The sequence below is a fragment of the Salinimicrobium aquimaris genome, assembly GCF_035607535.1.
In the GTDB taxonomy this organism is placed as follows: Bacteria; Bacteroidota; Bacteroidia; order Flavobacteriales; family Flavobacteriaceae; genus Salinimicrobium.
Genome location: NZ_JAYDZX010000005.1, coordinates 1 through 13,298 on the forward strand (window position 1 = coordinate 1; position 13,298 = coordinate 13,298).

The 13,298-nt window shown below is 43.1% G+C and carries 10 protein-coding genes; 5 read left to right on the forward strand and 5 right to left on the reverse strand.

Going from position 1 to position 13,298, the window contains the following annotated elements; all coding sequences use genetic code 11:
* Nucleotides 1-1,093: glycosyltransferase family 4 protein (locus tag VR862_RS08195; RefSeq protein ID WP_324720473.1), on the forward strand; the 1,093-nt coding region annotated here is incomplete at its 5' end.
* 660 nt (nucleotides 1,094-1,753) lie between these two features.
* Nucleotides 1,754-3,235: a sugar transferase gene (locus VR862_RS08200; protein ID WP_324720474.1), complete on the forward strand. Its 1,482-nt coding sequence runs from the start codon at nucleotides 1,754-1,756 to the stop codon at nucleotides 3,233-3,235.
* Between the two features lie 198 nt (nucleotides 3,236-3,433).
* Here VR862_RS08200 and lnt read toward each other — a convergent pair whose 3' ends face one another.
* On the reverse strand, nucleotides 3,434-5,026 hold the full coding sequence (lnt, locus tag VR862_RS08205) for an apolipoprotein N-acyltransferase (protein WP_324720475.1): 1,593 nt from the start codon (nucleotides 5,024-5,026) through the stop codon (nucleotides 3,434-3,436).
* 109 nt (nucleotides 5,027-5,135) lie between these two features.
* Here lnt and VR862_RS08210 point away from each other — a divergent pair, with 109 nt between their 5' ends.
* Nucleotides 5,136-5,909, forward strand: a complete 774-nt coding sequence (locus VR862_RS08210) for a CDP-alcohol phosphatidyltransferase family protein (RefSeq protein WP_324720476.1) — start codon at nucleotides 5,136-5,138, stop codon at nucleotides 5,907-5,909.
* 954 nt (nucleotides 5,910-6,863) lie between these two features.
* Here VR862_RS08210 and lptB read toward each other — a convergent pair.
* From lptB to VR862_RS08230, 4 genes are all read right to left on the reverse strand, one after another.
* Nucleotides 6,864-7,604, reverse strand: coding sequence for an LPS export ABC transporter ATP-binding protein (gene lptB / locus VR862_RS08215; protein ID WP_324720477.1), 741 nt, complete (start codon nucleotides 7,602-7,604; stop codon nucleotides 6,864-6,866).
* A 139-nt stretch (nucleotides 7,605-7,743) separates the two neighbouring features.
* Nucleotides 7,744-8,094: a carboxymuconolactone decarboxylase family protein gene (locus tag VR862_RS08220; protein ID WP_324720478.1), complete on the reverse strand. Its 351-nt coding sequence runs from the start codon at nucleotides 8,092-8,094 to the stop codon at nucleotides 7,744-7,746.
* Nucleotides 8,091-8,924 carry a twin-arginine translocase subunit TatC gene (gene tatC, locus VR862_RS08225; RefSeq protein WP_324720479.1) on the reverse strand — a complete coding sequence of 278 codons (834 nt, stop codon included), beginning with the start codon at nucleotides 8,922-8,924 and terminating at the stop codon, nucleotides 8,091-8,093. The genes VR862_RS08220 and tatC overlap by 4 nt, the downstream gene beginning before the upstream one ends.
* 1 nt (nucleotide 8,925) lies before the next feature.
* On the reverse strand, nucleotides 8,926-9,891 hold the full coding sequence (locus VR862_RS08230) for a KpsF/GutQ family sugar-phosphate isomerase (RefSeq protein ID WP_324720480.1): 966 nt from the start codon (nucleotides 9,889-9,891) through the stop codon (nucleotides 8,926-8,928).
* 84 nt (nucleotides 9,892-9,975) lie between these two features.
* Between VR862_RS08230 and VR862_RS08235 the strand changes: the two genes are divergently transcribed.
* The gene (locus tag VR862_RS08235; RefSeq protein ID WP_324720481.1) at nucleotides 9,976-12,177 is read left to right on the forward strand and encodes a RecQ family ATP-dependent DNA helicase; all 2,202 of its coding nucleotides are present in this window, start codon (nucleotides 9,976-9,978) and stop codon (nucleotides 12,175-12,177) included.
* 566 nt (nucleotides 12,178-12,743) lie between these two features.
* Complete coding sequence (locus tag VR862_RS08240) at nucleotides 12,744-13,052, forward strand: GIY-YIG nuclease family protein (RefSeq protein ID WP_324720482.1); 309 nt, start codon at nucleotides 12,744-12,746, stop codon at nucleotides 13,050-13,052.
* Nucleotides 13,053-13,298 lie beyond the last annotated feature (246 nt).

The window sequence follows — 13,298 nt, forward strand, 5'->3', positions numbered from 1 at the left end:
AACCGACAACCGACAACCGACAACCGACAACCGACAACCGACAACCGACAACCGACAACCGACAACCGACAACCGACCAATCCTGAAAAACCTCCTTTACATAGGAAACAAATTATCTTCCCGCGGCGGCACTCCCACCTCCGTTGACACCTTAGCTCCACTACTAAAAGCAGAAGGCTTCCATGTAAAATCCGCTTCCTCAAAGAAAAACAAAATCCTTCGCTTGGCAGAAATGCTCCTCCTGGTTTTTTGGAACAGGAAAACTACAGATTTCGTTCTTATCGACACTTACAGCACCCAAAACTTCTGGTATGCATATATCGTCGCCCGACTTTGCCAAAAGCTGGATCTAAAGTACATCCCCATCCTCCACGGGGGAGAATTAGCAAACAGACTGGAAAGTTCTCCCACTGCCTCAAAAAAGCTGTTTGGTCAAGCTTTTTTAAATGTTGCGCCGTCGCTGTACATGAAAATTGTTTTTCAGCAGAAAGGTTTTCTAAATGTTCGGTATGTTCCTAATAACATTTCCATTTCAGATTATAACTATAAAGAAAGACATGACCTGCGACCGAAGCTGCTTTGGGTGCGGGCTTTCGCTGAGATTTATTATCCGATGCTGGCGCTTAAGACGCTAGAACTTCTGCTACCAAACTTTCCTAATGCTGAACTTTGCATGGTGGGACCTGCAAAAGATGATTCCTGGCAAGAATGTATTCGCTACGCAAAGCTGCACCGACTGCCGGTCCGCTTTACCGGTCGGTTATCCAAACAAGAATGGTCAGCTCTTGCCAAAAATTACGATATCTTCCTTAATACCACAAATATTGACAACACTCCCGTTAGTGTTATTGAGGCAATGGCGCTTGGTCTACCGGTGATCTCCACAAATGTTGGAGGACTCCCATATCTCATTTCAGCGGACATAGATGGAATGTTAGTCCCACCCAAAGATTCCGGGAGAATGGCTGCAGCTGTAAAGAATGTTCTTCAGGATCCTAAACGTTCGGTCGAAAGAACGAGAGCTGCCAGAAAGAAAGTGGAAGCTTTTGATTGGGAGAGGGTGAAAAACTCCTGGAAGGAAATCTTAAGGTAGATTTTAGAAGGACGAAGTTAGAGCTGATAACGGAATGTCATAATGATTAATTGACGGAGTAATGAAGTTGTTCCTTAGACCTTATTCCTTAATCCTTACAAATCTTTCCCGCTGATCAGGCCAATTTTCGCAGCCTAAATCTCTTGTAGAATCTTGTATTATTTTGTCGGCGCAAATTTGAAATTCGTGACGATGAAATGAAAAATAGCTCCCCTCTCCTTATGAGAGCATGTCCGCCGTTGTTGGGGCGGGGGAATAGGATGAGAAGAATCCAGTTTTAGTTTCTAAGACATAGTCACATTTCCTTTGAGTTTAACCACTGCTTTAGGGGAGGCTGAAGAAAAAGTGATCTGTGTATCATAAGTTGGATAGAATATGTAAAACATAAAAAATAAAGCCCCTTCAGGAGGTTGGGGGTTTATTCTTATAATTGACCAACGTGTATAATCAGGATTTCTTCATTGATTGTGTCGGAAAAAAATAATGCTCGATCAGATCTAATTAAAAGCAGCCATTCATGAATTAGTGGCAAAAAATCTTATCTAAGGAAAAACATGTTTTGTAATTAGCATATAATTACTACTTTAACCTCAAATTAAAGCCTCCTTCTACCCTGTGCCCGGATCCTTTTAAGGGAACCTGGTCAAAAAGAACTTTTAAATGGCGAAGACAGAACTTCTTGAAAAAGTTAGCAGCAAAAGCAGAAGTGCTGTAAAGTCTTCCTTATCTTTACGCCGGAAAAGTTTTTACATGCCCCACAAATCTAACCTGCATTTCGAGATCTCTGAAAGAAAGGTTTTTCTGCGCATATTTGATGTGGTGTGGGTGCTGTTTTCGCTTTACGTGGTCAGCATTCTATTTCGGCTTGACTACTTTCAAATTGACAGTAATTCCTGGCATTGGGGTATAGTGCTGGCCATTTACATCAGCCTTTTTAATGGGATTTTTGAGCTTTATGACCTTCAGAAAGCTGGGAATTATTACAGGGTTCTTCAGAATGTAGTGCTCAGCAGTTCAGTCATTGTGTTATTTTTTTTAATGACGCCGGTGGTCACGCCTGTTCTTCCCGATGATCGCGTAGAGATACTTTATTTTTTCCTTACGATCCTCTTTACCTTATTATTGTGGAGGTTTTCCTATATAGCACTCATTTCCTCCCCCAAATTCCTGCGGCGGGTTTTGATCATTGGGGAACCTGTGGAGGTGGAACTCGTCGCCTCACACGTACAGCAGTCAGATCCTAATTACAATATAATTGGCTATGTCAATCCCGGAACAGGAGGCGTGCTGGCCGCCGATTCTATTGGTCTTAGGGAATTTTCTTCGGAAAAACTTGAGGATACCATTCGAAAACAAGGTATAGATGAGGTACTAATCTCTAATGTCACTTCTGCTACTGCCGAAGGTCTTTATGCCGAAGTACTCAATCTGCTCAAAAAGGGCTTTCCGGTTAAGGATTTTAATGAAGTCTATGAAGATAAGACGAACAGGATTCCTGTGCAGCATATTGAGCGGAATTTTTACCAGTTCTTCCCTCTTAGTAAGAGTAATGAGAGTAAATTCTATCTCTTTTTCCACCGGCTTGCTGATGTTGTTATATCTCTTATCGGACTTGCAGTTGGTTCCTTTCTACTGATCCTGATCTACTTCGGAAATATGATCGCCAACAAGGGATGTCTTTTTTACCGGCAGGAAAGGGTAGGGAAGAACGGAAGATCCTTTACCATCCTGAAGTTTCGCACCATGCGATGTGACGCCGAACCCAACGGTGCTGTATGGACCACTAAAAATGATGTGCGTATTACCCGCTTCGGAAAGTTTCTCCGTCGTTCGCGATTGGATGAATTTCCGCAGTTCTGGAATATCCTGAAGGGAGAGATGAGCCTTATCGGCCCTCGTCCAGAAAGACCTGTCTTCGTCAAAGAATTATCAGACCTGATCCCCTTTTACGATACCCGCCACTTTGTCAAACCCGGACTCACCGGCTGGGCCCAGGTAATGACCGATTATGCCGATAGCCACGCCGATAGCCTCGAAAAGCTCCAGTACGATCTGTACTACATCAAACACCGAAATATCTTTCTTGATATTACCATCCTTACGAAAACCTTGAGTACTGTGATCTTCTTCAGAGGACAATGAGTTAGTTGGCAGTGTTCAGTGTTCAGTTGGCAGTAAAGAAAACTGAGATTTCTTCAGTCGCCTTGTTGGCTCCTTCGCAAAGAGGCACGCCGATCCTAAGATATGATAAATGAATTCGTGGCAAAAGAATTTTGAATCTTGAACCCGGAACTTTGAATTCTCAAATAACACTGAATACTGATCACTGACCACTGACCACTAACCCCTCCTGTTTCTTTTCCACGGCACCATGGCAAACAAGAAGATAAACAGCGCAAGGAACAGTGAAACTCTGGCAATGTAATCACCAAAGCGGGTATAGAAAGTCACCCGGTCGTTGAGAGTTACTTGCCCCCGAAGAGCACCCTGTTCCTCATATCCCAGGGTAGAAGTGATCTCGCCTTTTTCATTGATAAAGGCAGAAATTCCCGTATTGGCACTTCGGGCGATGGAACGGCGGTTTTCTATTGCTCGCAACCGGGCATAACTCAGGTGTTGCTTGTGCCCCTGCGTATTTCCCCACCAGGCATCATTGGTTATGATAGCGAGAAAATCGGCTCCTTCTTTGACATAGCCTGTCACAAAATCTCCATAAACCGATTCATAGCATATAATAGGTCCCACTTCTTCCGAAGAAGTTAATTCAAAAGCTGCTCTTTTCTCCTGAGTAGTTTTCATGGCAACTGTCCCTCCCAGGTCGATCATGACATTGCCGAGAATTGGTCTCAGCACTTCCTGATAGGGAAAATTCTCGACCCCAACCACCAGCTTTGACTTGTGATAAAAATGCACTGAATCATTCGCCGAGATCATAAAAGCCGAATTGTAATCATCATACCAGTCGTTAGGCCCCAGCTGATTGCTCTGTCCTCTCACCCTAGCGGGATCACTAAAGCGGTCGTACATGGAAATACCGCTCAAAAATGACATTTTTGGATGCTCATTTACAAACTGCCTTGTAAAGAAATTTGCTTCAGATTCTTTGAAGCGGCTCAACACTGTTCCGTAGGCGAAGACAGTTTCGGGTGCTATGACTATTCTTGTTTCGGGGGTGACGTTTTTTTCAGCAAGATCTGTAAGTAACTCTCCGATTCGCCTGTCTGAAGTAAAGTACTTTTCTGTGTAAGGATTGATGTTGGGCTGTAAAACCACTGCCTCCAGGGTTTCTTTACTTTCATCATAGTTCCACAGGATCACATACGAGATGAGGATAGGAACAAGGATAAGAAGCCCGCTTTTTAAAAATCCACGATAAAGAATTTCCTTCGCTTTATGCTCTTTGTAGAGCAGAAGCATCTTCAGGATTGCGATATTCGTAAGAAGTACCCAGAGAGTTCCTCCAAAAGTTCCGGTGAATTCATACCATTGTATCCAGTGTGGAAATTCAGAAAAACCATTACCGAGGTTGAGCCACGGCCAGGAAAATTCCCAGTTGAGGTGCAGGTATTCAAAAGCTATCCAGATGCTGATAAGAAAAGAGGAAGAAGCACCAAAATTCACCCTTTTTGCCACTATGTGAAATAGCAGGAATACCAGGGACATGAGCAGCGAATTTACAGTAATGGCAAAGACCCCTCCAAATGGGGTGGAGAAATAGAGCCAATAAGTAGTGATGAGGTTCCAAATAAGGAAAGTCACGTAGGAAAGCCCGAAGATCTTCCATTTGCGGTTGTGAGCCTGCTTCATTCTAATGTTGTACTCAGAATAAAGAAGAGGAACAAAAGCAAAGAACAGCAGCAGGGGAAAACCGTAGGTGGGCCATGCCAGTGCCAGTAAAATTCCCGAAAGTATAGCGTAAAGGAAGTGTTTCATAATTGAATGTGGAGAGCAAATTTAAGCAATTAGCATGTATATTAAGAGGACAACCGGCAACCCGCAACAGGCAACAGGATTTTTCCTATTTTTACCTAAAACCAACCATATGAGCTTTGCCAGGCATGTTCCCAATATTATTACTTTATTCAATCTTCTTAGCGGAAGCATAGGTGTCATCTTTGCTGTTGAAGGAAATCTCGTCATGGCTGCCATTTTTGTGGCGCTCGGGATCTTTTTTGATTTTTTTGACGGACTTGCTGCGCGACTGCTGGATGTAAAGTCGGAGCTGGGCCTGCAATTGGATTCCCTGGCCGATATGGTCACCAGCGGAGTAGTACCCGGGATAGTGATGTTTCAGCTTTTCAAAAAGGCACTTCCGGGCACAAGTTCGGGATCAACGGAGTGGTCAACAGGAGATGATTTTTTTCAGTGGGATTTTCCGGTACTTGCTTTACTCGGACTCTTGATCACCCTTGGTTCCTGCTACCGACTGGCAAAATTCAACATTGACGAGCGCCAAACCGATTCCTTCATCGGACTGCCAACTCCGGCGAATGCTCTTTTGATCCTGAGTCTGCCGCTCATCCTTATCTTTCAGCCGCAGCCTTTTTTAGTCGATATCATCCTGAATCCCTGGTTCCTTGGAGCCCTCACGTTATTTAGCTGCTATATGCTCAACGCCGAAGTTCCCCTGTTCGCCTTAAAGTTTAGTAGCTGGGGATTCGCCGAGAATAAGATCCGGTATCTTTTTCTGATCTTCTGTGTCATTTTGATCATCTTTCTGCAATTCGCAGCTATACCTCTTATAATTCTAAGTTATGTGATTGTATCACTGATCACGAATAGAAGTAATGGCGAGACGGTGGTAGAGAGGCATTAAACGAAGCACTAATAGTCAAGCGCCAAATTTTAATGAAATATTGGAGCGGTTTTGCTTTCCGTGCCGGGATTGAGGCAACAAACATTCTTCCTCAAGAAGGAGATTGCCGCAGTCGCCTTCGGCTCCTTCGCCATGACGGTCTGAAGAGAAATCCAGGATCAAAATTGCAAATTCAGAATAATGGATCCTAACCGCTGGCGCGGATTTGTAATTTGTGCTGGAAAACTAACCTACATATCGTCCCTACGGGACTTTTGATCATGTGGCATTCTGTTTCTACCTATATATTGTCCCTCCGGGACAAATGTCGTGGAAAAATTAATTCATCTTTTATCCTGGAAGATGTTCAAGTTACGCCGAGAATATAAAAAGAACACGGAACTTTAATCAATTGGCCTATTGTTCCTAACGGTCTATTGTCCCTCCAGGCTTCCTATATAGAAAAATAGGGATGAATATAAATCAGAAATGAGAGAAAGAAGTAGAGTACAATGAGAGAAGGAGAATGCCGCAGCCGTTTTCTCTCTCCCTTGCAAAAGCTGTCTGAATAGTTCGGTATCAATTTTTGGAGTTCAATTAAAGCCCCCTTCAGGGGGTTGGGGATAAAAGTAGAACACACACCTCAAATTTTAAACTCTAATTCAAAATCCTTTCCAAAACAAATGTTACCTCAATCACTCCCTCTCCTTGGGAGAGGGTTGGGGAGAGGATGAGGCACTATATTCAGTAACCAGTTTTTGATCTAGCAGTACTGTCCAGTAATAAAATCCCTGGGGAAGTTTAAAACTAAATCTTGAATCTTAAATCCTTTCGCAAAGATCGACGGAGGAAATTCAGATTAAAATAGATATACAATTAAAGCCCCCTTCAGGGGGTTGGGGGTAAAAAGTTGAATGAGAATCTTAAATCTTAAACCTTGAACCTTGAACCTTAAATCTTGAACCTACCAAGGGCCTACTGAAAGATCTTCTTCTTCCTCAATTCGAAATTCTGCCCCAGGTAAACCTTTCTCACCATTTCATCCTCAGCAAGTTCTTCAGGTACACCGGCTTTAAGAATGCGACCTTCAAACATAAGATAAGTGCGGTCTGTAATTGCTAAGGTTTCCTGTACGTTGTGATCGGTAATGAGAATTCCAATGTTCTTGTTCTTCAGCTGAGCCACGATCCGTTGAATATCCTCTACTGCCACAGGATCAACTCCCGCAAAAGGCTCATCCAGCAGAATGAAATGCGGATCTGTTGCCAGGGCGCGGGCGATCTCTGTTCTTCTACGCTCTCCACCGCTTAACAGGTCCCCACGGTTCTTGCGAATATGACTAAGTCCGAACTCCTCAATAAGTGATTCCATCTTCATCTTCCGCTCCTTTTTGGAAAGGTCGGTGAGCTCCAGGACACTCATAATGTTGTCTTCAATACTCAGTTTACGAAATACTGAAGCTTCCTGGGCTAAATACCCAATCCCATACTGAGCCCTTTTGTACATCGGAAATTTCGTGATGTTCTCCCTGTCCAGAAAGATCCTTCCGCCATTCGGCTTTATCAATCCCACGATCATATAAAAGGAAGTGGTTTTTCCGGCTCCGTTAGGACCTAGTAAACCTACAATCTCCCCTTGGTTCACCTCGAGGGAGATACCCTTCACCACTTCACGACCTTTATAGGATTTTACAAGACTTTCGGCGTATAGTTTCATGTTGTAGATATGAGATATTAGATATGAGTATTGAGACTTTCAAATACCGTGCAATTTTCTAAAGATAAAAAGTTTGAAGGTCTTTTAGCTAATCTGGAAAAGAGTTTAGATCAAGACCTTCTTCGTTAATCCTTAATCCTTAAGCTTTATTCGTTTCTAAAGCCTCCCAAAACTCATAAGCTCTTCTCAAGTGAGGGATCACAATAGTCCCACCAACGAGGGTCGCGATGCTAAGTGCTTCCATTACTTCTTCTTTTGAAAGACCTTCTTTATAACAAGTCTCGAGGTGATATCTCACGCAATCATCACAACGCAACACTGTAGACGCTACCAAACCGAGCAATTCTTTTGTTTTTACATCCAGAGCTCCGGCGGTGAAAGCGTTAGTGTCAAGGTTAAAAATGCGCTTTATGATCTTATTGTTGTCGCCAAGGATCTTCTCGTTCATCTTCTGGCGATATTCATTGAATTCTTCTACCTGGTTTTTCATGGCTTTTGTTTTTCTAATTTTCTTTCTTCATTCCGTGTTACGATACGGGCAATAATAATACTTACTTCATATAATACAAGCACCGGAATTGCGACAATGATCTGACTCAAAATATCGGGCGGAGTAATGATCGCTGAAAGGATCAACACGATCACCAATGCAAATTTGCGATACTTCCGAAGGAATTCAGGTGTAACCAGTCCGATTTTGGTCAGGAAGTATATGATGATGGGGAGCTCAAAGATGAGTCCGCAGGCTATAACTGAGGAGCGCACCAGGCTGATATAACTGCCAATGTCGAATTCGTTAAGAACTACCTCACTTACCTGATATTTTCCGAGGAAATTAATAGAAAGCGGAGTTACCAGGTAGTATCCAAATAGTACTCCCATGAAGAACAATAGAGAGGAAATGAAGATAAAACCTCTGGCTGTACTGCGTTCATTGGCGTACATGGCGGGGGAGATGAACTTCCAGAATTCGTAAATGATGTAAGGAAAAGCTATTATAAAACCTGCTGTTATAGAGGTCCAGACGTGAGCCGAAAACTGCCCGCCCATAGTTCTTGACTGAATGGTAAATGGCATATCCTCAAAGCAGAAGCCGCCTTCCAGTCCAACAAATGTAGAAAGCCGGCAAAGAATATCATAGGTAAAAAAGTCGGCGCTGGTAGGCCCGAATAATAAGGTGTCAAAAATGAACCCTTTTGCCAGGAATGCAGCCGTACCTGCGACGACTACAGCGAGTGTAGCCCTAATAAGGTGCCAGCGCAGCTCCTCCAGGTGATCCAAAAATGACATTTCATCGGCAGGTTTTTGTACTTTCGCCATCCTAGATAATTCCTTCTCTTATTAGGTTGTGCAAATGTACTACACCGTAATATTTTCCATCCTTCACCGCCAGGAGCTGTGAAATTTCATTTTCCTCAAGCACATCCAAAGCATCTACAGCCATGGCATCAAAGTTTATAGTTCTTGGATTGCTGCTCATAATGTCTTTTGCGGTCAATCCTGATATGTCAATACTCTTTTGAAGCATGCGTCTTATGTCCCCGTCAGTTACAATTCCGACGATTTCGTCCTTGTCCAATACAGCCGTGACTCCCAGCATTTTTTCAGAAATTTCGATGATCACCTGAGGGATAGGGGTATCGGGAGTAACTTGTGGTTTTTGATTTTGATCGGCAATATCGCTTACCCGCAAATAAAGTTTTTTACCCAATGCTCCTCCCGGATGATATTTTGCAAAATCCTGACTGGAAAAGCCGCGAAGTTCCAGTAAACATACTGCCAGGGCATCACCAATGACAAGTTGTGCCGTTGTACTGGTAGTAGGAGCCAGGTTATTTGGACAGGCCTCTTTTTCGACATAGGAGTTCAGAACGTAATCGGCCTGTTTTCCGAGGAAGGATTCTGTACTTCCGGTAATTGCGATGAGGGTATTTCCAAAGTTCTTGATCAAAGGCACAAGGACCTTAATTTCCGGTGTATTTCCACTTTTCGATATACATATTACTACATCGTCTTTCAGAATAGTCCCCAGGTCACCGTGAATAGCATCGGCAGCATGCATAAAGACAGCAGGTGTGCCGGTGGAATTAAGGGTAGCTACGATCTTTGTAGCGATCACAGCACTTTTTCCAATTCCGGTTATGATCACTCTACCCTTTGATTTGTACACTGCCTGCACGGCTTCAGCAAAATTTTGGTCTAATAATTGCTCTAAATTTGCTATAGCTTTGGCTTCAGTTAAAATGGTTTCTCTGGCAACAGAGAGTATTTTTTCGTGAGGTGTCAAATTTGTAGAGTTAGAAATTGTATGAAGTAAAGAAAAACGTATCTTTATTTTGTGCAAATGTATGTAAAATTGTAACACAATTGAATGACTTCGCAGGAAATCAATTTACACGAACAGCTTAAGAAATACTTTGGTTTTAGCCAGTTTAAGGGCCTTCAGGAAGAGGTAATAAAGAGTATAGTTAATGATCATAACACCTTTGTGGTGATGCCCACGGGAGGTGGAAAATCCCTGTGTTATCAATTACCGGCCCTCATTAAAGAAGGTACTGCAATTGTAGTCTCTCCATTGATTGCTTTGATGAAAAATCAGGTCGATGCCATCCGCGGAATTTCTTCGGAAAATGGTATCGCCCACGTCCTTAATTCCAGTCTTACCAAGACTGAAGTGAAGCAGGTGAAGGAGGATATCACCAATGGGGTGACCAAACTCCTATACGTTGCACCCGAATCCCTTACTAAAGAAGAGAATGTCGAGTTTTTACGCAGCGTGAAAATTTCATTTTTGGCCATTGATGAAGCTCATTGCATAAGTGAATGGGGTCATGATTTTAGGCCTGAGTATAGAAACCTGCGCCATATCGTTAAGCGAATTGGAGAGGATATTCCTATTATAGGACTAACGGCTACGGCTACGCCCAAGGTGCAGGAAGACATCCTGAAGAACCTGGCAATCACAGATGCCCGTACTTTTAAGGCTTCTTTTAACCGGCCGAACCTCTATTATGAGATACGACCAAAGACTAAGAATGTGGATGCCGATATTATCAGGTTCATTAAGCAGAATCAGGGAAAATCGGGGATCATCTATTGTCTTAGCCGTAAAAGGGTGGAGGAGCTTGCACAGACCCTGCAGGTGAATGGGATTTCTGCAGTTCCCTATCATGCCGGCCTCGACGCGAAAACCCGCTCCAGGCATCAGGACATGTTCCTTATGGAGGAGGTCGACGTGGTGGTCGCAACCATTGCCTTCGGAATGGGAATCGATAAGCCCGATGTACGTTTTGTGATCCATCACGATATTCCAAAAAGTATTGAAAGTTATTATCAGGAAACCGGGCGTGCCGGAAGGGATGGAGGCGAAGGCCATTGTCTTGCCTTTTATTCCTATAAAGATATTGAGAAGCTGGAAAAATTCATGAGCGGGAAACCGGTCGCCGAGCAGGAGATTGGTCAGGCACTCCTTCAGGAAGTGGTCGCTTTCGCCGAAACTTCAGTTTCCAGAAGGAAATTTATTTTGCATTACTTCGGTGAAGACTTTGATGAAAAGACAGGGGAAGGTGCCGACATGGATGATAACGTTCGGAACCCAAAGAAGAAACACGAGGCAAAGGACGAGGTAGTGCTATTGTTGCGCACTGTTAAGGAGACAAAACAGTTGTACAAATCTAAAGAAGTAGTTAATACGCTGGTTGGGAAATCTAACGCAGTAATAAAGTCACATCGCACAGATGAACACGAACTCTTCGGAAAAGGTGCCGATAAAGACCCCAAATACTGGATGGCCTTACTTCGGCAGGTATTAGTTGCCGGATTTCTGCGGAAGGATATAGAAACCTACGGAGTTGTAAAACTTACCGAGAAAGGTGAAAAGTTCCTGAAGAAGCCCAACTCCTTTATGATGACCGAAGACCATATATACGAAGTGGGTGGTAACGACGGAATTGTGACCGCATCAAAATCTGGAGGCGGAACTGATGAAACGCTTCTGAAGATGCTGAAGGACCTGCGAAAGAAGATCGCCAAAGAAGTCGGTTTGGCTACACATTTAATATTTCAGGATCCCTCCCTTGAAGATATGGCATTGAAATATCCTGTGTCTATTGAAGAACTGGGAAATATCCACGGAGTAGGGGAAGGAAAAAAATCCAAGTCCTATAGCAAGAAATTTGTTGAGCTCATTGCCCGCTACGTGGAAGACAATGACATTACCCGTCCCGATGACCTGGTGGTGAAAACAACAGGTGCCAATAGCGGCCTCAAATTATACATTATTCAGAATGTGGACCGCAAGCTTCCGCTTGATGATATCGCCGCTGCCAAAGGCATGGAAATGAACGACTTCATTAAAGAGATGGAAGCTATTGTATACAGCGGTACCAAGCTGAATATCAACTACTGGATCGATGAGATCCTGGATGAAGATCAGCAGGAAGAGATACACGAATATTTCCTCGAGGCCCAAACAGACAAGATCGAAGAAGCTCTTGAAGAATTTGATGGGGATTATGACGAAGAGGAATTAAGATTATATAGGATCAAATTCATCAGCGAAGTAGCGAATTAAAGGATTAAGGTTTAGTGATTAAGGTATAATAGCCGGAGCGAATGAGTTTCGGCTTTTTTGTTCCTGTCATTCAGAGCGGAGCTTTTTTTGCGGAGCGAAGAATCTCTCGTGTTCCGAAGAGATTCCTCCTTCGCCGGAATGACATTTGGAAAATGTTTGTCATTCAGAGAGGAGCTTTTGCGGAGCGAAGAATCTCTTGTGCGATGAAGAGATTCCTCCTTCGTCGGAATGACAATGCGAACCCTTTGTTGAGCGTAGCTTCAGCGGAGTGAAGAATCTCTCGTGTTCCGAAGAGATTCCTCCTTCGCCGGAATGACATTCGGGAAATGTTTGTCATTCAGAGCGTAGCTTCAGCGGAGTGAAGAATCTCTCGTGTTCCGAAGAGATTCCTCCTTCGTCGGAATGACATTTGGGAAATGTTTGTCTTTCAGAGCGGAGCTTTTGCGGAGCGAAGAATCTCTTGTGCGATGAAGAGATTCCTCCTTCGTCGGAATGACAATCAAGTTTCTTTATCATTCAGAGCGCAGCCTTAGTAAAGCGAACAATCTATTTGCTATATTCATTTGATGAAGACTCTCGGCACGCATAACTACTATGTCTATATTCTGACTAATAAGAATAAAACCGTTTTATATACCGGAGTAACAAACAATCTTAAAGAAAGGCTTTACTTTCATACTAATCCTGATGCCTTAAGCAGGCACTTCACCACTCGTTATAGGTGTTTTTATTTAATATACTTTGAACACTTTCAGGATATAAATATTGCTATTCAAAGGGAAAAGCAGATAAAGGGCTGGAGCAGGGAAAAAAAGGATCTCATGATCAATAATTTTAATTCTCAGTGGAGGTTCTTGAATAAAGAGATAGAATGAATAGAGATTCCTCCTTTGTCGGAATGACAAAAGGGAACGCTATGTCATTCAGAGCGGACTTTTTAGGCGGAGCAAAGAATCTCTTGTACTATGAAGAAATTCCCCCTTCGTCGGAATGACAAAGTGAACCTTTTGTCACTCAGAGCGTAGCTTTTGCGGAGGTTAGAATCTCATTTCCTTAACAATCTCCCAATTCTCCCTCTTTTCATTATTCATTGAACCTGAAACCTTATTCATTTCTTTATC